Origin of the sequence: Rhizobium sp. R693 (assembly GCF_002211315.1) — a bacterium.
Classification (GTDB): domain Bacteria; phylum Pseudomonadota; class Alphaproteobacteria; order Rhizobiales; family Rhizobiaceae; genus Rhizobium.
In genome coordinates this window covers 66,357-83,116 of sequence record NZ_LOKY01000002.1, presented here as the reverse complement: position 1 = coordinate 83,116, position 16,760 = coordinate 66,357, and the positions used below count along the sequence as shown (strand labels likewise).

General features: G+C 59.2%; 20 protein-coding genes and 1 pseudogene. 8 read left to right on the top strand and 13 right to left on the bottom strand.

Translation table 11 applies throughout. From position 1 onward, the window contains the following. Positions 1 to 15: 15 nt before the first annotated feature. Positions 16 to 897 (bottom strand): prolipoprotein diacylglyceryl transferase, encoded by an 882-nt coding sequence (gene lgt / locus ATY79_RS03190; RefSeq protein ID WP_189637281.1) that lies wholly within the window; start codon positions 895 to 897, stop codon positions 16 to 18. A gap of 282 nt (positions 898 to 1,179) precedes the next feature. On the opposite strand from lgt, the gene ATY79_RS03185 reads away from it, so the two are divergent. The 4 genes from ATY79_RS03185 to ATY79_RS03170 all read left to right on the top strand — a co-directional run bounded on the left by ATY79_RS03185 (position 1,180) and on the right by ATY79_RS03170 (position 3,507). Beyond that, positions 1,180 to 1,440 (top strand): accessory factor UbiK family protein, encoded by a 261-nt coding sequence (locus ATY79_RS03185; RefSeq protein WP_088695340.1) that lies wholly within the window; start codon positions 1,180 to 1,182, stop codon positions 1,438 to 1,440. Between the two features lie 392 nt (positions 1,441 to 1,832). Next, complete coding sequence (locus tag ATY79_RS03180; protein ID WP_007789996.1) at positions 1,833 to 2,333, top strand: YbjN domain-containing protein; 501 nt, start codon at positions 1,833 to 1,835, stop codon at positions 2,331 to 2,333. Further along, positions 2,334 to 3,152, top strand: coding sequence for a pyrroline-5-carboxylate reductase (proC, locus tag ATY79_RS03175; protein ID WP_088695341.1), 819 nt, complete (start codon positions 2,334 to 2,336; stop codon positions 3,150 to 3,152). It begins immediately after the preceding gene. A 13-nt stretch (positions 3,153 to 3,165) separates the two neighbouring features. After that, positions 3,166 to 3,507 (top strand): tRNA-binding protein, encoded by a 342-nt coding sequence (locus tag ATY79_RS03170; protein ID WP_088695418.1) that lies wholly within the window; start codon positions 3,166 to 3,168, stop codon positions 3,505 to 3,507. Here the strand turns inward: ATY79_RS03170 and ATY79_RS03165 are convergent, their stop codons facing one another. Genes ATY79_RS03165 through ATY79_RS03150 form a run of 4 tightly spaced genes read right to left on the bottom strand, consistent with a single transcriptional unit; the run spans position 3,508 to position 6,703 of the window. Beyond that, on the bottom strand, positions 3,508 to 4,089 hold the full coding sequence (locus ATY79_RS03165) for a DUF1349 domain-containing protein (RefSeq protein WP_088695342.1): 582 nt from the start codon (positions 4,087 to 4,089) through the stop codon (positions 3,508 to 3,510). A gap of 6 nt (positions 4,090 to 4,095) precedes the next feature. Then, complete coding sequence (locus ATY79_RS03160) at positions 4,096 to 5,475, bottom strand: ATP-binding protein (RefSeq protein WP_088695343.1); 1,380 nt, start codon at positions 5,473 to 5,475, stop codon at positions 4,096 to 4,098. 28 nt (positions 5,476 to 5,503) lie between these two features. Continuing rightward, positions 5,504 to 6,205 carry a response regulator transcription factor gene (locus ATY79_RS03155; protein ID WP_025581889.1) on the bottom strand — a complete coding sequence of 234 codons (702 nt, stop codon included), beginning with the start codon at positions 6,203 to 6,205 and terminating at the stop codon, positions 5,504 to 5,506. Further along, a complete protein-coding gene (locus ATY79_RS03150) occupies positions 6,206 to 6,703 on the bottom strand; it encodes a MarR family transcriptional regulator (RefSeq protein ID WP_088695344.1) in 498 nt (165 codons plus the stop codon). It abuts the gene before it with no gap. A 254-nt stretch (positions 6,704 to 6,957) separates the two neighbouring features. Here ATY79_RS03150 and ATY79_RS31245 point away from each other — a divergent pair. Then, positions 6,958 to 7,093, top strand: a pseudogene (locus ATY79_RS31245) (branched-chain amino acid aminotransferase); the annotation flags it as partial. Between the two features lie 190 nt (positions 7,094 to 7,283). Here the strand turns inward: ATY79_RS31245 and ATY79_RS03145 are convergent. Both ATY79_RS03145 and ATY79_RS03140 read right to left on the bottom strand, forming a co-directional pair. Next, complete coding sequence (locus ATY79_RS03145; protein WP_037132788.1) at positions 7,284 to 7,550, bottom strand: hypothetical protein; 267 nt, start codon at positions 7,548 to 7,550, stop codon at positions 7,284 to 7,286. A gap of 238 nt (positions 7,551 to 7,788) precedes the next feature. Further along, positions 7,789 to 8,397 (bottom strand): DUF1236 domain-containing protein, encoded by a 609-nt coding sequence (locus ATY79_RS03140; protein WP_088695345.1) that lies wholly within the window; start codon positions 8,395 to 8,397, stop codon positions 7,789 to 7,791. Positions 8,398 to 8,624: 227 nt separating this feature from the next. On the opposite strand from ATY79_RS03140, the gene ATY79_RS03135 reads away from it, so the two are divergent. After that, positions 8,625 to 9,272, top strand: a complete 648-nt coding sequence (locus ATY79_RS03135; protein WP_088695346.1) for an MBL fold metallo-hydrolase — start codon at positions 8,625 to 8,627, stop codon at positions 9,270 to 9,272. A 64-nt stretch (positions 9,273 to 9,336) separates the two neighbouring features. On the opposite strand, the gene ATY79_RS03130 is transcribed toward ATY79_RS03135, so the two are convergent. From ATY79_RS03130 to ATY79_RS03120, 3 genes are all read right to left on the bottom strand, one after another. After that, positions 9,337 to 9,744 carry a BA14K family protein gene (locus ATY79_RS03130; RefSeq protein WP_088695347.1) on the bottom strand — a complete coding sequence of 136 codons (408 nt, stop codon included), beginning with the start codon at positions 9,742 to 9,744 and terminating at the stop codon, positions 9,337 to 9,339. 141 nt (positions 9,745 to 9,885) lie between these two features. After that, entirely contained in the window at positions 9,886 to 10,101 is a 216-nt protein-coding gene (locus ATY79_RS03125; RefSeq protein WP_007534130.1) for a cold-shock protein, read from the bottom strand. Between the two features lie 465 nt (positions 10,102 to 10,566). Next, on the bottom strand, positions 10,567 to 11,481 hold the full coding sequence (locus ATY79_RS03120; protein ID WP_088695348.1) for a DMT family transporter: 915 nt from the start codon (positions 11,479 to 11,481) through the stop codon (positions 10,567 to 10,569). A gap of 111 nt (positions 11,482 to 11,592) precedes the next feature. Between ATY79_RS03120 and ATY79_RS03115 the strand changes: the two genes are divergently transcribed. Then, positions 11,593 to 12,078, top strand: coding sequence for a DUF3052 domain-containing protein (locus ATY79_RS03115; RefSeq protein WP_245312307.1), 486 nt, complete (start codon positions 11,593 to 11,595; stop codon positions 12,076 to 12,078). 8 nt (positions 12,079 to 12,086) lie between these two features. On the opposite strand, the gene ATY79_RS03110 is transcribed toward ATY79_RS03115, so the two are convergent. From ATY79_RS03110 to ATY79_RS03100, 3 genes are read right to left on the bottom strand one after another with little or no spacing between them, the layout of a single operon-like run. Beyond that, complete coding sequence (locus ATY79_RS03110; protein WP_088703055.1) at positions 12,087 to 13,235, bottom strand: PQQ-dependent sugar dehydrogenase; 1,149 nt, start codon at positions 13,233 to 13,235, stop codon at positions 12,087 to 12,089. Positions 13,236 to 13,291: 56 nt separating this feature from the next. Beyond that, the gene (locus ATY79_RS03105; protein WP_088703054.1) at positions 13,292 to 14,074 is read right to left on the bottom strand and encodes a class GN sortase; all 783 of its coding nucleotides are present in this window, start codon (positions 14,072 to 14,074) and stop codon (positions 13,292 to 13,294) included. Further along, on the bottom strand, positions 14,071 to 16,407 hold the full coding sequence (locus ATY79_RS03100; RefSeq protein WP_088703053.1) for a marine proteobacterial sortase target protein: 2,337 nt from the start codon (positions 16,405 to 16,407) through the stop codon (positions 14,071 to 14,073). Before ATY79_RS03100 ends, ATY79_RS03105 begins: the two co-directional genes overlap by 4 nt. Between ATY79_RS03100 and ATY79_RS03095 the strand changes: the two genes are divergently transcribed. Beyond that, entirely contained in the window at positions 16,363 to 16,728 is a 366-nt protein-coding gene (locus tag ATY79_RS03095) for a hypothetical protein (protein WP_141105689.1), read from the top strand. The genes ATY79_RS03100 and ATY79_RS03095 overlap by 45 nt on opposite strands. The last annotated feature ends 32 nt before the right edge of the window (positions 16,729 to 16,760 follow it).

Below are 16,760 nucleotides of genomic sequence, written 5' to 3'. Positions count from 1 at the left end.
CCTGTCCAGCTCCGGTCATTGCTGAAGCGCGGCCTGACGGCGAGCGCGAAGCATGGCCCAGATTCCAAGCAGTACCATCGGCGTGGAAAGCACCATGCCCATGGTGAGCCAATTGGTGCCCAGCAGGTAACCCAGCTGGGCATCCGGTTCGCGGAAGAATTCAACGAAAATGCGGGATAGTGCATAGCCGCAAACGAAGACGCCGGTGACAAAGCCGGGGGTCTTCAGGGCACGGAAACCAAAAATCAGCGCTGCCAGAACCAGAAGCAGCACGATGCCCTCGAGGCCTGCCTCGTAGAGTTGGCTGGGGTGGCGAACAAAGTCGCCGCCGGGGCAGTAGCCGTTGGCCCGCTCGATATATTGGTTGCAGAAGACCATGCCCCACGGCACATCGGTCAAACGGCCCCAAAGCTCACCATTGATGAAGTTGGCGATACGGCCGCAGAATAGGCCGATCGGGACGACCGCCGAGACGATATCGAAGAGGCTCCAGATCGGTACGCTGTTGCGACGGGCGAAGATGATCATCGCGATGGTAGTGCCCGTCAATCCGCCGTGGAACGACATGCCGCCGTTCCATATCTGGATCGCCCGAATCGGGCTCTCGATAACCGACGGTAGATCGTAGAAGAGGATGTATCCGATGCGCCCGCCGAGAACGATGCCGAGCGCGACCCAGATGATGAAATCGTCGAGTTGCACCTTGGTAATCGGGGAAGCGTCAGCCGGCCACAGTTTGTCGTTTCCGGCGAGCTGGCGCGCATAGTACCAGCCGAGCATGATGCCGGCGACATAGGCCAGTCCGTACCAGTGAATTGAGAGTGGGCCGAGCGAAAAGGCGATCGGGTCGATCTCGGGGAACGGCATGATCGCCATAAGATTGGCTACTGTCGGCAAGGTTTTCCCATTCGCTGGCGTGAGTCCCATGGAGTATTCGATCGGACGTCAACGCGCTTCAGTTCAAGGCGTCCTTTGCGACTTTCTAAAGGCGCGCCAAGCTCGGTGTGGGCGGAAGATGGCGCTGGGATCAAAGGTGGTCAAGTCGATTGTTGGCGATCGGGTGGCGGCCGGAAGGCTTATCCAGAGCAAACCGCTTGCATCCTTGGTGGCGAAGGCCTACCTCATTCTTGAGGGGCCGAAGTGGCCCTAACTGGTCTATAGCAAAGGGAGAAAACCGCCATGACGACTGGAGCAAACCGCATCATGGACGAGTTCGCCAAGCTGATGACGGATGCGGCCGGCGCTGCCCAGGGTGTGCGCAAGGAAATCGAGACAGCCTTCAATGCGCAGGCCGAGCGCTGGCTGAATACGCTCGATATCGTCAAGCGCGAAGAGTTCGAGGTTGTGCGCGAAATGGCCATCAAGGCGCGGGATGAAAATGATGCGCTGCTTGCCCGTATCGCCGCCCTTGAAGCCAAGCTTGCGGCTAAGGGCAAGTAATTCCCGTTGTGACACAGGCCGTGGTGTGACCTTTATGAGACACGCCGCGGCCGCGACCTAAAAACCGGGTGTCGTTATCCACCTGTGGACACTGCCAAAAAGATCAATGGGCAGAGTCATTTAAACCCTCCTTCTGAATGGAAATCCGAAAAGCTTTCCACAGTGCCGTTCCCTAAAACGGCGCCAAGGGGCTGGCGTGTCGCCTAGCCCATTATACACTGATTTTAAATGATGATTCGAAGCGGTTGGTAAGCTCCAGGCAGGTTTGACTGCGTTAAGTCTGGTAGCGGTTCAACGGTCATCAGGGTTGGTGGTTCCGGCTGTTGCGTGTGTTCTCCTTGTGTCTCGTTGACGAAGTTGGTTCGCATTCACTCCGGTCAAGAAGGTGCTGCATGAGCCTCATGGAATTGGAAGTCGAGCGTCAGTCGAACCCGGTCGATATGATCGAGTACGTCGCCGCCAATAACGACTGGTCTTTCGAGCGGTCGGGCGATGACGAGATTGCGATGACGGTTGAAGGGAAGTGGACCGACTACCACGTTTCCTTTTCCTGGATGGAAGAGTTTGAGGCGCTGCACCTTGGCTGCGCCTTCGACGTCAAGGTTCCCGAACAGCGTGTCAACGAAGTCACCAAGCTTTTGGCCGCAATCAACGGTCAGGTCCTGATGGGACACTTTGATCTGTGGCGCCAGGAAGATGTCATTATCTTCCGGCAGTCGCTGCTGCTTGCCGGAGGTGCCGAGCCGACCAATCGACAGGTCGAAGTTCTGCTCGCTAGTGCGCTGGACACCTGCGAGGCGTATTATCAGGCTTTCCAGTTCGTGATCTGGTCCGGCATGGACGCGAACCGCGCGATGGAAGCGGTTCTATTCGAAACCGTCGGCGAGGCGTAAATGTCATCCGCAGCTTCAGGTCCAGTCGTTCTCATCGGTGCCGGCAATATGGGGGGCGCTATGCTCTCCGGCTGGCTGAAGAATGGCATGCCCGGTTCTTCTATCGTTGTCATCGATCCCGGTCCCTCCGAGCAGATGATGAAAACGATCAACGATGCCGGCGTGACCCATGTTACCTCGGCGCCCGCTGGGCTAACGGCAGGCGTTCTTTTCCTTGCGGTCAAGCCGCAAGTGATGGATGCCGTGCTACCTCCGGTCAAGGGAACGGTAGGGCCGGAAACCGTCGTTGTTTCGGTCGCTGCAGGCAAGACGCTGTCGTTCCTTGAAAAGCATCTCGGCGAGGCTGCGATGGTGCGCGCCATGCCGAATACGCCGGCCATGGTCGGTCGAGGCGTCACGGGCGCGTTTGCTAATGCGCGCGTCACGGATGCGCAGCGAGGGCAAGTCGATTCTCTGTTGCGCGTATCCGGTCCGGTGGAATGGGTTCCCACCGAAGCGGATATCGATGCCGTCACCGCCCTGTCGGGAAGTGGGCCGGCTTATGTGTTCTATCTCGTCGAGTGTATGGCAGAGGCAGGCCGTAAACTTGGCTTGCAGGCGGACCTTGCCATGCGCCTTGCACGGGAAACAGTCGCGGGGGCTGGTGAGCTTTTGCACCAGTCCCCCGACGACGCCTCGCGGCTCCGGCAGAACGTGACATCACCGGGCGGCACGACGGCTGCGGCGCTTTCCGTGCTGATGGCCGACGATGCGATGCAGCCGCTTTTCGACAAGGCCCTTGCCGCAGCGCGCAAGCGTGCCGAAGAGCTTGCCGGCTGAGGGCATCAAGACCATGACCGACGAAATCACCTATGCCGACTTCGAGCGTGTCGACATTCGCGTCGGTACGATCGTCGAGGCAAGTCCGTTCCCGGAAGCCCGTAAGCCGGCCTTCAAGCTGCTGATCGACTTCGGGCCTGACATCGGCCTCAAGAAGTCGTCGGCCCAGATCACGGTTCACTATACGCCCGAGAGCCTTGTCGGCCGGCAGGTTCTCGGCGTGGTCAACTTTCCACCGCGACAGATCGGCCCGGTTCGCTCGGAAGTCCTGACGCTCGGGTTCGAGGATGAGGCGGGCGCCATCGTTCTTGCGGCAACCGACAAACCGGTACCGAACGGTAAGAAACTGATGTGATCAGTGGATTTCGCGCGACAGCGGATCGGTGAGCGAGAAATCGTGAAATACGGCTTCGAAGCCGGCGCGTTGCGGCGAGCAGAACGTGGGGCCGACGGAAATTTCCGTAAATGCCGGATCAAACCATGCAAGGCGTGCCATGCGCCAGTCTTCCATGCGGTTTGTCTTGTACTGAATGAACAGGGCATCGCCGTTTCGTGTCACCCGCACGCCCATACGCTCGAATGCGTGGTCGATCCGAAAGGCTGACCAATCGGAATTGCCATTGGTCACGACGACGCTGAAATGCCTGGCGCCATCGGTATATTCGATCCCGCATTTCATCCAATGCCTTGCGTTAGCACGTACCATGAGGCCCGCCTGGTCATAGAGTTCCTGGTAGCGTCCCGAGAAGGAAACCTCGGCGGTGAAGTCACCTTGTCGCTGACGGTGCAGGAAATGTCCGCCGTCGCGATGGAAACCGTAGTAAGTTCCCTGCCAGAAATCGGTTTTGTGTCCGGACCAGACATGCAGCTCGCCGTCGCGGTCTTCACAGCGAGGCGGCGGGTTCAGCCATGTCATTCGATTGATATCGATCGCCATCGGCTCTCACGCGGGTAGGCGGACGGTCGCCCGCAGGCCGCCGAGGGGACTATCGCCGAGCGTGACGTTGCCGCCATGGCTTCGGGCGATGTCGCGGGCGATTGCCAAGCCGAGGCCGGTGCCGGAGGCATCGAGATTCCGTGCTTCGTCGAGCCGGAAGAACGGTTTGAAGACATCCTCGCGGTTCTTCTCGGGAATCCCCGGGCCATCGTCGTCAAAGGTTACCGTCAGCCACTTGGCGCTGTGCTTGGCATTGATATCGAGCGTGTTGGCGTAGCGGCGGGCATTGGAGGCGAGGTTGGTCACAAGACGCGTGAAGGCGTTCGGGCGCACCAAAATCTCATCGTCGCCTTCGATCGAGTAGGTAAGCGCCTTGCCGTCGTGAAGCTCGAAGTCTGCCTCCAATCGAGCGAAAAGCTCGCTGAGCTTCATGTCGCCGACATCCTCTTCGACCTCGCCTCGGGCAAACGCCATGTAGGCCTCAAGCATCGACTGCATATCGTTGACATCGTCGTTCAGGCCATGCAGGTCGGGATTGTCGCCGGCGAGCGCCAATTGCAGCTTGAAACGCGTCAGGATCGTGCGCAGATCGTGGCTGACACCGGTCAGCATCGCTGTGCGCTGCTCGATCTGCCGCTCGATGCGCTCTCGCATCAGAATGAAGGCGAGGCCGGCACGCCGAACCTCGTCTGCGCCACGCGGGTGAAAATTGTCAGCTTTTTGGCCCTTGCCGAAGCTTTCGGCAGCGTTCGCTAGCGCAAGGATCGGTCGAATCTGTCCGCGCAGGAATAGGATTGATATGCCGATCAGCACCAGCGAGGCGCCGACCATCCAGACGATAAAGATGTGTGTGTTGGAGGCGTAGGTCGAGCTGCGCCTTGCCAGCACGCGAAGGATCTTATCCTCGAGCTTGATGCGAATCTCGACGAGATTGGAATCGCCCAATGTGTCGATCCAGAACGGGCGTTTGACCTGGTCGCTGATCTCGTCGCTCAGGATTCCGTCGAGGATGGAGAAGAAGGGCTTTGTGCGCGGCGGTGGCAGATCGCCGTCCGGTTCGATCGAGATCTGCAGGTTCATCTGGTCGCGTGCGATGCGGGTGACTTCGCTGTAATCCGTATCCTGCGGGTAGGTCTCGATGATCTGGATGATTGCTGCAATATCGCGCGTGACCGCCGCTGAAAGGCGCTGCGTCACCATCTGCCAATGGCGCTCCATGAACACGGCGGCGACGACGGACTGCAACAGCACCATCGGGATAATGATAATCAGCAACGACCGAACATAGAGACCGGTCGGCAGATAGAGCCGTAGCCTGCGTATCATCCATCGCCATCCGCGGGCGGGCGAGCGGTCGTCGCGCCGAAGAGAGTCGAATGTCACCATATGGTCGCCGGTCCTGCGGTTGCGACTGTCAATCGATGCTCAATCGGTATCCTATACCACGAACCGTCTGCAGCCAGACCGGATTTGCGGGGTCATCCTCGATCTTGCGCCGCAGGCGATTGATCTGCACATCGATGGTGCGCTCGCCGACATCAACATCGTTACCGATGAGCTCATGTCGCGGAATGGTATCGCCAGCGCGCTTGGCGAACAGCAGCATGATTTCCTGCTCGCGATCCGTCAACCGGACCACTTCGGAGGCTTTTTTCAACTCCTTACGCGTCAGGGAGAAGGTATATGGTCCGAACATCACTTGTTCGATCTTCGGCGCATCGTTCGAGACATTGCGGCGCAGGATGTTGTTGACGCGCAGCACGAGTTCGCGCGGGTCGAAGGGTTTTGCCAGATAGTCGTCTGCGCCAGCTTCCAGTCCGGCGATGCGGCTGCCCGATTCCGCAAGCGCTGTCAGCATGATGATCGGCACGTTCTTGATTGTGCGCAGGCCCTTGGTCACCTCGATCCCCGAATCTCCCGGCATCATCACGTCCATGATGATCAGGTCGAAATCCAGGCCGGCGAGCTTGCGTTGTGCCTCAGCGCCATCCGCGGCTACCGTCACCCTGAACCCGTTCTCGGTCAAATAGCGGTTGAGCAGAGCGCGGATACGCGTGTCGTCATCCACAACAAGCAAGTGCGCAGCGTCGTCCGAAATCACTGTCTTTGTCGCCATTCAATCCGCTCTCGAGTTTGGTCTGTTTCGCATACCTCTCAGAAAGGCCTTTATGCCCTCCCGTACCTCCGGGGAAGCCCCGTCGAATGCTCTCTCAATACGGCGCGATTGCGGCTCTGCCAGAGCAAGAGCAAGCTCGCGCCCCATCGTGGTAGGATAGAGCTTGCGCTGCCGCCTGTCTTCAGGCCCCGCTATCTGTCGAATATACCCCGAATCGATGAGTTGTTTGAGCACTCTTGCAAGACTCTGCTTGGTAATCTTCAACGTATCCAGCAGATCGGCAACCGTCATGCCCGGGTTGCGGTTAACGAAATGAACGACGCGGTGGTGCGCCCGCCCGAAGCCGATCTCCGCAAGAATGGCGTCAGGATCGGAAACGAAGTCGCGATAGGAAAAGAACAGAAGCTCGATGATCTCGAAATCGATGGTTTCCGTGTTTTCCATCGGCATCTTGAGCGGTTCGGGCTTGCCCGCCTTCGGGCTCGTCTGGCGTGCCAATTTGGCATTTCCTTTCTAGTTGCGCACCTTCCGGGAAGTTTTCGAAAAATATGTCAGTATTGGTGACCTATCTTTGCGCTGTTGCGAGCTTCCCTATGCGTTGCGAAGCCGAAAGAGGACGCCATTTCCAATGGAAATTTGGCCTGACTTCGCAAACTTCACTACAATGCGTAATTTTCCCCTGCGCCAGTGGATAAAACGTATCGGGGACAACAATCAACAGCAATGGCGTGCGGGCGTCGGAGGAGTGCGACGTGACTTCAGTGACCCTTTACCAATTGGACGGCGAAATCTGGTCCAACGGCACGTTCGTGCCGTGAAGACGCAAAGATCCACATATTGACCCACGGGCTGCACTTCGCGAGTGCGATGTTCGGAGGAGGGCGCGCGCCTATGACGGTTGGCCGAAGTGACGTCGGTTTTGGAAATCAGCCCACATAAATCAGGCCGGGGCGATCAGCGAAACGCTGATGAATGATTAACGGAAGAAGTATCTCGGGCAGCCACGACAGCCGAGTAATCTTCGCTGACAGGAGCGGCCGGGTTCCTTGCGAGCTCGGCCGCTTTCTTGACGCCCTGTTTATCTTGCGCGAGCTGCTACGGCGCCGACGATCGTCGACAGGATACCGCCGCCGATCAAGCCGCCGATACCGTCGGCAATGAGGCCGGTCATTGCGGCTTCACCACCTACCATGCTGAGCAGCATGCCGCCGCCGATGCCGCCGATTGCACCGGCGATCGTTCGGGCAACGGCATTGATTGCAACCTGTTTCAGCGCTCCGCTTGCGACGTTGCCGCCGACGGCGCCTGCTATCGCCTGCGTGATGATGGGCAATAAGGCTTCCACGATTTCCCTCCTTCGCGTTTCCTCAAAACGCCTCTGCCGGCTGGGTGGTCCGAGAAGATCGCCAGCCCTACAGGCGATCCGACGTCCGACCGGGAGCAGGGGATATCGTCTGAATTGCAGTATCTTATCATGATTGAATGTAAAGTGGAATGGAGGGCAACCCACGCGTGAAAGTTTTCCATGCTGCCGTCAAAAGAAAAGGCGCCCGAAGGCGCCTTTTTCCAACTGTCCACCATAGTCAGTTGTAGACGTAAACGATGCGACGGGTACCGGGATCCACAAGGACCGGCCGATCGTTGATGCGGACATATCGATACTGATAGTCCGGAATTTCCTGGAACGTCACGCTGTCGGGTACCGACGCGCCGACGACCACATCACCACGGAGGCGGACGGTCCGGGCCGGATTGGTTTGAACATAAGTCGTGACGGTCTCAGGCGGGCTGATCGCCTCGATAGAGCCAACAGGTCCCAACAGTTCGTCCCCTGGAGCGGGGTCAGGAGCGATGCTTGCCGTCGTCTCATAGGTGACGATAGGCACGCCGAGGTCGGCCTGGTGTTGCTCGACAATGACGCTGCTGCCACCTTGTTCAACCTGCAGATATTGCGCATAGACCCAGCCACGGACGCCATTGACGTCAACGCGGCACCAACGGCTTCCCTGGATGCAGCCGTCCAGCATTGTCTGCGAGCCGCGCGTCGCTATTCCGATGGAAGGATACTGCGGGCCGGGGCCGGCACGAACGTTCAGATCGTTGATGGCCGTGGCAACCATGTCCGCCTGGGCAAGACCGGCGCTTCCCACGACGATCGCGCCAGCCAGGAACAGATTTCGCTTCAAGGTCATCTCGTTTCTCCTTGTCTTGTACAGGCAGGTAACGTTTGGTTGATGGTGATGTTCCAGCGCGCTCAGACTCGCCGGTAAACGATTGTATCAATGTGTTAAATTCAAACGGAACCGGCGCCGAGGTCCGGGCGCCGGGGCATTGACGGCCTTTGCTTTTATAAATCGCGGGCTGTGCGCAACGCCGTTTCAGACTATAGGGACACGGAACAGAGAGAAGCGAGGCACTCATGGGCATGCTCCAGGCCGGTATTATTCCGGTGACACCCTTCCAGCAGAACTGCACGATCCTCTTCGATCCTGAGACGAAGGAGGGCGTCGTGGTCGATCCAGGCGGGGATGTGCCGGCGATCCTAGAGGCCATCAAGTCGAACGGTTTCAGCATCAAGGAAATCTGGCTGACGCACGGCCATCTTGATCACGCCGGCGGTGCGAAGGAGCTCAAGGAGGCTCTGGGTATTGATATCGTCGGCCCGCATCAGGACGATCTTCCCCTGTTGCAGCGGGTCGAGACGCAGGCGCAGAAATATGGCCTTCCGCCGGGCATGCAGAATGTCGTTCCCGACCGCTGGCTGAAGGATGGCGACAAGGTTTCCTTCGGCACTCACGAGTTCGAAGTCTATCACACGCCAGGCCACGCGCCGGGCCATGTTATCTATTTCAACCGCGCACAGAACTTTGCCCATCTGGGCGACGTCCTGTTCAACGGCTCGATTGGTCGAACTGATCTGCCGGGGGGCAACCACCAGCAATTGCTCGATTCGATCCGCGATAAGGTTCTGCCGCTGGGCGATGACGTCGGCTTCATTTGCGGGCACGGGCCGGGCAGCCGGATCGGCGATGAGCGACGCAGCAATCCCTTCCTGCAGGGGATCTGACCATCAAAAACAAAAAAGCGCCGTTGAAAGGCGGCGCTTCGTGCCTGACCATACGTTCAGGCTATCAGCCGGCGTTGCAGAAGTGGCTGCGACCGTCATTGCCGATAAACGTGCCGCTGGCCGGATCGAACGATCGATAGCGATAAGAGCAATAGCGCTCCCACTGCGGAGTCCAGGGCTCGATGTCAGCGACCGGACGATAGTAACGGGGCGGGGGAGCGCGATAAACCGGAACGGCTTCATATTCCGGCTCATAGACCGGCGGATCGATGTAGCGCGGCTCGTCATAGCGCGGCGCGCTGGCAATGGCAGAGCCGACGATCAGGCCCGTTGCGAGGCCGACGGCGCCGCCCACAAGTGCGTCGTCGCTATGGTGGCGGTGCCAATCACCTGCCGATGCAACGCCGATCGATGACACCGTGAGGGCTGCAGCGGTTGCCGTCATTAGGAGCGTTTTCGCAAGCCTGTTCATTTGTCTTTCCCTGTTTAAACCGATTCCGGTTCTGCACCTTGATGATGGCAAGGTAAGGGCCGCGAGGTGAATGCAGGCTGAATGACAAAACCCGGCATCGCTGCCGGGCTTCAACTCGAATTGACAACGTTGGCTGGAGGGTCAGCCTGCAATCTGCAGGTTGACAGCCTTAGGGCCCTTGCCGCGGCGGTCCGGCTCCGTGTCGAAGCTAACCTTCTGATTTTCCGTCAGTCCGGCCAAGCCTGAAGCCTGAACGGCAGAAATGTGTACAAAGATGTCCGCCCCGCCCTTGTCCGGCTTGATGAAGCCAAAACCTTTGTCGGTATTGAAGAATTTTACAGTGCCAGTCTCGGCCATGCGTCAGGTCCTTTTATCTCTGCCCGCCATCCACACGGGCAGCATCACTGATATTGCCTCCTCGCGGAGACGTTAGCAGGCAATCATTGAAATGTGAGAAAAAGGTCCCCTCTAGCTCAACCACATTCCCCGCGGAACTGACGCCCGCTTTATTGGAACCGGTTGACCGGAATATTAGCGTCTCCGGCGCGCACATTCCTAAGGACTTCCCATGCTCGCAAAATGCCCGAACACGGTGAGAGTGCTGCGATTATTAAGTTTTGGCAAGCAAAAGTTTTTTAACGCCTCTGTGCAGATACGCCTCTCTGAGCGGCTTTTTCGCGCGTCTTGAGCAAAAATTTGGTCGTTAGCCGCCGCAGATCAAGGCTTTATATCGTTGGCAATATAGTTTGGGAGCAGATTTTGCCAAAAATGCAACAATAGCGCGACTACGCAAAAGCTAAAGTTTTTTTCTTTTCGGGACATTCAACCCAAATTTGGGCTCGGTTTCAGTCTGTCCGAAGCACGACGGCGCGCTATTTCGGGCACGACTTCAACCAGAAGCATAGCGGTAAACATCAACGCGCAGCCGGCGTAGCCGAGTGGCGGCATGGTTTCGCCCAAGAGCAGGGCGCCGAGAGAGGCGCCGAAGAGCGCTTCCGAGGACAGGAAGATCGCTGCTTGCGATGGAGTCGTGTAGCGCTGGCCGATGATCTGCAGCGAAAAGGCGACACCGGAGGAGAAGAGGCCGACATAAAGGATCTCGGGAGCGGCCGCTAAGACCGCCTCCCAGCTGATCGGTTCCGCGATGATGGCAACGGCAAGCGCGCAGGCGGCGGTCACGGCAAACTGGGCGACCGAGAGTGCAAGCGGACGACCGGTGTCCGATACCGTGGTGCCCGCCAGGGTGATCTGTCCGGCCCAGAAGATTGCGCAAACGACCGTAAGCAAGTCGCCGGTCGTCAGTGCCGAGAGTTGTCCGCCTGACAGCAAATAGATGCCGGAGACGGCCATGATTGCACCCGGCCAGATGATCCAGTGCGGGGAGCGGCGAAGGAAGACGACGGCGATCAAGGGGACGATCACGACGTAGAGCCCGGTGATGAAACTCGAATTCGTCACGGTCGTCGTCTGCAGGCCGATCTGTTGGGTTGTGGCGCCGCCGAATAGCGCAAGGCCGGTCAACAGGTAGAGCTTGAGATGGCGCGGAGCGGTCTTGACCGGCGCCTTGCGTGCCTCAAACAGCATGAACGGCAGGACCGCCACAGCCGCGATCATGAAGCGCAGGCCGATGAACCAGAACGGACCGATCGCCTTCATTGCCGTCGACTGCGCGACAAAGCCACCGCCCCAGATGGCAGCTGCAAGCAATAGAAGGAGGTTCGCCTGAATGCGCGTCATTTCGTCCTCGATACGGGAGCGGGAGAGTATGGCCGAGCGTTAACAGTTGCCTTTCGTTTGGGCAAGGGTGAAGAATGTCGCCACTGCGCTAGCGTCTGAGAGCAAAAACGGATGACAAGGAAAGCGGTTTCATTGCCGGACGAAAAGGATGCGCTACGACAGCAAGGGGATGGTGCGCCGGCGGGGTATTCGGGCAGTTCGCTGACACGAAAGCTGGGTCTGAGGGATGGGCAGGCGGCACTCCTGATCGCTGTGCCCGAGATCGCCGAAATTCAAGCCTTTGATCATTTCTCCGCCGTCGAGACTGCTCTGCCATCGATGATCGAGCGTCGCTTTGACTACGGCCACGTTTTTGAAACCCGCCGGTCGGCCCTAGAGGACATGGCACCGGTTCTCTCGGGCGTTATCAAACCCGATGGGATGCTATGGATTTCCTGGCCTAAGAAAGCCGCACGGGTGCCGACGACAATCACCGAAGACGTGCTGCGATCGATTTTCCTGCCTTTGGGACTGGTCGACGTCAAAGTCTGCGCCATAGACGGGACATGGTCCGGCCTTAAGTTCGTGAACCGAAAGGAACTGCGTGCCGGTCTCTAGACTTCGCATCAGCCATTATTGGCCGGCGCTCGCGACACTCTCAGCAAGGCACCATCGTCTTCATCCGTGAGGATCAGCACCGCGCCATCGGGCGCAACGATCACATCGCGCAGGCGGCCATAGGAGCCATCGAATATCCGCTCCTCGGCGACGAAGGCTCCGCTGTCGTCGCGCTGCATTCTCGAAAGCAGCTGGAATTTCAGCGCCGCGACGAGGAAGTTGCCATCCCATTCAGGGAACATCTTGCCGTGGTATATGGCCAGTGCCCCCGGCGCGATGGACGGGTCCCAATAGTAAAGGGGTTGCTCAAGTCCTTCCTTGGCGGTTCCTTCGCCGATCTCGGCGCCGGAATAATCACGGCCATAGGTGATAATCGGCCAGCCGTAGTTTTTGCCGGGCTCTATGTGGTTGATCTCGTCGCCGCCGCGCGCGCCGTGCTCTACCGTGTAAAGCTTGCCGTCGGCGGCATCAAAGGCAATGCCCTGTGGATTGCGATGACCTTTCGACCATATTTCAGGAAGCGCCTTGGCGCCATCCTTGAAGGGGTTGTCGCCAGGAATGCTGCCATCGGCGTTGATGTGGATGATGGAGCCGGCGTCATCCTTCCAATCCTGTGAGCGATCCCTGTCGCCGCGGTCGCCGATGCTGATGAACAGCGAGCCGTCCTTGGCGAAGGCGATTCGCGAGCCGTACTGGATATTGCCACCGGTGAAGCGCTTCATCGCGAAGGTGGATCTAACATCGTTCAGCTTTGTTCCGTCCTCTGACAGCGTCGCGCTGAATACCTCGGTTCCGGAGCCGCCCTTGGCGCTAGTCGCAGCGGTTAGGAATATCTTGCGGCTCGTTGCAAAATCAGGCGCGAGCGCGACGTCCATCAGGCCTCCTTGGCCGCGGGCATTGACATCAGGTACGCCTCCGATGGGAGCCGAGAGCCTGCCGTCACGGATTATCCGCAGCCGCCCCGGTCGTTCGGTGACGAGGTAGGAACCATCTGGGAGAACCTCGACCGCCCAGGGATGCTCGAGCCCCTTCACAATCGTATCGACCTGTAACTCGACGGTCTTCGTCTTGACGATATCGGCGGAGAGGCTTGGGGCAGCGGCCAACACCGCGGTTGCGAGAAAGAGCCCGTATCGAAGCCTTGCAAGTGTCGTCATGGTCCGTCCCAATTTCTGTCCCGGTCAACCTGGAGCGTCGGCCATCCGCTTCAACCTCATTTGCCCCCGGATAACGGTTTTGTGTTTGTCGATGGCACGGTGGCGGTTGGCTGCGGATCAACGAGTTCCGCTTCTACGATATAGCGCAGCGGGCCGCGTTCCGTTGCGCCGAAAGGCCAGCAAGTCGCGAGTATGAGATGGCGACCTTGCGCTGCCGGATCAATGCCGCTCTGGTCCCACGGCACGACGCGACCTTCGCCTGCCTTGAACGTCAGCACCTTGCCGTCACGACGCGTAACCTCGATCTCATCACCGGGTTTAACATCCTTCAGCCAGCGGAAATGGGTGTCGCGGTGGGCGGCGATGACAGAAGTTCCCTCATCGCCGGGTTGGGGAGTGTTGGCGAGCCAGGCAGGGCCGAAGGCCAGCGCCTCTCCGGAGGCGCCCGAAAGGACAATCGCGTGCTTGCCGAGACGAGGTGCGGACACCTCCGCTTCGGTCGTGAAATCCGCCCAGGGCCACGGCTTGGCGTCTTCGCCGCGAAGTTCGGCGGCAAAGGCCCTCTTCAGAAGAACTTGCGACAGGTTCGCTTTGGCCTTGATGTAGAGCCCGTCGGCGACCAACAGCGTTCCGTAGAGCGCAAGCGCCGCGATGCTCACGGCAATGGCCTTTTCAACAATGGAGAGACGGGGCAACAGCGTGCGGCTTTCCTGTCCCGTCGTCGTATCGTAAGCAGTCGCCGCCGCGGTTGCCATGGCGAGCTCGAGATAGGTTGGAAGCGGACCGAACTCCTCCGCTTCGTGGTTTCGAACTCCTGCTCGCGAGCCCACTGGCGTCATTGCTTGGCTCCTGCGAAGACGCCGCGCACGCGCCGGCGCCAGATGGCGAGCCCGCTTGCTGCGATCAGTGCGGCGAGAAGCATGAAGATGCCGCGGACGATCTGCTCGTCTGCTCGCGTTGCAGTTTGTGGCAGCTTGACCGATCCAGACTTCTGCGCGATCAGCCCGGCAGCCTTCGCAGTCGGCGCGGCAGCCATACGCGATGCCGCAAGCTGGGCAAATTCCTGCTGGGGCGTTGCCATCGCATGATCGGGCGGGCTGGCAGGTGCGGGCAGCGCTTCTTCGCCAACGACCTTCTCGAAATTCCAGCCGTCGGGCAGGTTCAGCGGCAACTTCGCGGAGCCGACAGGTTCGCCGGTCGGACGCGCCGGTGTGACGTCGACTGCGACGAGGCTGGTCACGCGCGAGACAAGGTGGTGGGCGAGCGCTATTGCCTCGATGTCCTTGTCGAGCGAAGCGCGGTCTTCCCGTTCGTAGGCACGGGCTTCGAGATCATCGATCTTGCGCCGCGCCCAGAGCTTCGAGATGCCCTGGCCATTGGCGGCATTTGCGATATCCATGTCGACGCGCCAGGGCTGAAGGCCGGTCTTGCCTATGATCTGCAGCTTGCCGTCGGGTTTTTCCTCCGGCAGTTCGGCTGTCAGGACGACCGGCTCGCCCGTATAGAGGTCAGGCATCGGATTCGGGGTGATGTCCTCGGCCTTTATACCTTCGAAGGTTGCCGCGATATCGGTCATTGCCGGGGTTTGCAGCTTCGCGAAAAGCTCTCCCATGCGGCTCGCGACCTGGTCCGCGGACCCGATCTGGGTGAAGGTGCCGCGACCCATCTCGGCGGCCTTGGTCATGAAATAGGAGTTCGGGGCCGAGCCGATACCGACGGTGAAGACGCGAGCGTCGCCGCGGTTCTGGCTGATTTCGCCAAACAACTGCTGTTCGTCGCCGATTGCGCCGTCCGTCAGGAACACGACCTGGCGAAGCGCGCCGTTTGCGACAGGACCCTGGTTGCGCAGCGCATCCTGCAGTGCCGGCAGCATTTCGGTGCCGCCATCGGCGGTCAGTCCGCGAACGTAGGCAATGGCCTTCTCACGATTGTCGGGTGAAGCGGCAACAAGGCTGTTGAAGTAGTCGGTCATCGTGTCGTCGAAGCGGATGACGTTGAAGCGATCGTCGGGATTGAGCTTCGAGATGGCAAGCGCCAGGCTTTCCTTGGCCTGTTCGATCGACGGGCCGGACATGGAGCCGGAATTGTCGATGACGAAGACGACTTCGCGCTTGGCTCCAGGCGAGGATGCGTCAGGGGTTGCCGGCGGTGTAACGAAGGCGAGCAGATAGGTCTTGCCGTTGATGACCTCACGGAAAAGGCCGGCGCTTGGCGCTTTGCCCGGCGCGGCCTTCCAGGTGAGTTCGAAGTCCTTATCCGCCGGAACGCTCTCACCTTTAAGCGAGATCATGCGGTTCTGGTCGCCGTCCTGCTTGATGTCTACGTTGTGGAAGGAGGATTTTACGTCGCCGAGTGGGAAACCGGCGTTGAGATTGACGGTAAGCGCGACGGGATTGATCTTGGCGTTTTCGCGGGGATCGAGAACCGGCGCCTCGATCTTCTCGCGATTATCCACCGGGTCGGTCGGGACGGCGAAACCGGCGCCATTGTTGAATTCCACAGTCTGGACGATCGGCGCGGGATTGTAGCGCGGGGCGACGACCATCGGGAAGCGCAGCGAGAACTCGCCGGCGGATTGGTGGACGGCCTGCTGGTATTCGATCTGCACGACAATCGTTTCGCCCGGGCCGATGTTGGCGACCTGGTTGGTAAAAATGTTGGGGCGCTGCTGCTCGAGAAGGGCAGCCTTCTTGCCTTCCACCTTTGCCTGTTCGTAGATCTCGCGCGCCTCCTGGCGCGGCTTGATCTGACCTTCGATGAAGCGCTCGCCGATCTGCATCTTCAGCACGTCTACCGCGGCGTTTTCCGGAAGTGGAAAGACGTAAGTGCCCTCGACCCAGCCTTTGCTCGGGTTCTGGAAGCGCTGCGTGACCTTGACGCGGGCGATGGGGCCGGACACGTCCATCTGCACATCGGTCTTCAGGCGCGGTGCCTCGACGAAGAAACCGGGTTCCCTAGCGGGAAAGAGGAGCGAGCCGCTGTTGACGTCGTTCGGCCGAACGAGACCGGCGAGCTGCTCGACCTTCTGCTGGACTTCTTCGGCGTAAACCGTCGTGACGAGCCCGAACGTCATAAGGATCGACGCGGCGAAAGCCACGAATGCAACCAGCAATGAGATGGATACGCGATGGGCGCGAAGGCGCCTTATGACAAGTTCGTCTTCCAGAAACATGGGTATGCCCTCAATAACCAATGTCGGATGCAAACAAAATGCGGCTTCGATCTCGGCGCGCTCGCGACCGAATTGCGGCATGTCGCGGCATTTGTTGCGACCAATTCGTGGCAAAGCCCGAAAAAGGCGAAGTTTTTGATTTCAGAGCGTAAATCGGGCTCTCTTCAGAAACTGATTCAGGTACTTCGCAAAATGATTCATCGGGCCGAGCGGGCGATGTCGCGAATCGGCAATCGCATGAGCCGACCGATCACGAAGAATCATTGGCACCATCACGCCTTTGCGCTTGAAATGCCTGCTCACATTGGACATAGAGCTTAGCGCAGAATTCCGGTCCCGGCCTTCTGCCCAAA

What these genes read in the sequence shown, in the direction of transcription:
- ATY79_RS03185 (WP_088695340.1), top strand. Translation starts at nt 1,180, where the DNA reads ATGACGACTGGAGCAAACCGCATCATGGACGAGTTCGCCAAGCTGATG.
- ATY79_RS03135 (WP_088695346.1), top strand. Translation starts at nt 8,625, where the DNA reads ATGGGCATGCTCCAGGCCGGTATTATTCCGGTGACACCCTTCCAGCAG.
- ATY79_RS03170 (WP_088695418.1), top strand. Translation starts at nt 3,166, where the DNA reads ATGACCGACGAAATCACCTATGCCGACTTCGAGCGTGTCGACATTCGC.
- ATY79_RS03095 (WP_141105689.1), top strand. Translation starts at nt 16,363, where the DNA reads ATGGGCGCGAAGGCGCCTTATGACAAGTTCGTCTTCCAGAAACATGGG.
- ATY79_RS03155 (WP_025581889.1), bottom strand. Translation starts at nt 6,205, where the DNA reads ATGGCGACAAAGACAGTGATTTCGGACGACGCTGCGCACTTGCTTGTT.
- proC (WP_088695341.1), top strand. Translation starts at nt 2,334, where the DNA reads ATGTCATCCGCAGCTTCAGGTCCAGTCGTTCTCATCGGTGCCGGCAAT.
- ATY79_RS03120 (WP_088695348.1), bottom strand. Translation starts at nt 11,481, where the DNA reads ATGACGCGCATTCAGGCGAACCTCCTTCTATTGCTTGCAGCTGCCATC.
- ATY79_RS03160 (WP_088695343.1), bottom strand. Translation starts at nt 5,475, where the DNA reads ATGGTGACATTCGACTCTCTTCGGCGCGACGACCGCTCGCCCGCCCGC.
- ATY79_RS03165 (WP_088695342.1), bottom strand. Translation starts at nt 4,089, where the DNA reads ATGGCGATCGATATCAATCGAATGACATGGCTGAACCCGCCGCCTCGC.
- ATY79_RS03100 (WP_088703053.1), bottom strand. Translation starts at nt 16,407, where the DNA reads ATGTTTCTGGAAGACGAACTTGTCATAAGGCGCCTTCGCGCCCATCGC.
- ATY79_RS03140 (WP_088695345.1), bottom strand. Translation starts at nt 8,397, where the DNA reads ATGACCTTGAAGCGAAATCTGTTCCTGGCTGGCGCGATCGTCGTGGGA.
- ATY79_RS03180 (WP_007789996.1), top strand. Translation starts at nt 1,833, where the DNA reads ATGAGCCTCATGGAATTGGAAGTCGAGCGTCAGTCGAACCCGGTCGAT.
- ATY79_RS03115 (WP_245312307.1), top strand. Translation starts at nt 11,593, where the DNA reads ATGACAAGGAAAGCGGTTTCATTGCCGGACGAAAAGGATGCGCTACGA.
- ATY79_RS03125 (WP_007534130.1), bottom strand. Translation starts at nt 10,101, where the DNA reads ATGGCCGAGACTGGCACTGTAAAATTCTTCAATACCGACAAAGGTTTT.
- ATY79_RS03105 (WP_088703054.1), bottom strand. Translation starts at nt 14,074, where the DNA reads ATGACGCCAGTGGGCTCGCGAGCAGGAGTTCGAAACCACGAAGCGGAG.
- ATY79_RS03110 (WP_088703055.1), bottom strand. Translation starts at nt 13,235, where the DNA reads ATGACGACACTTGCAAGGCTTCGATACGGGCTCTTTCTCGCAACCGCG.
- ATY79_RS03130 (WP_088695347.1), bottom strand. Translation starts at nt 9,744, where the DNA reads ATGAACAGGCTTGCGAAAACGCTCCTAATGACGGCAACCGCTGCAGCC.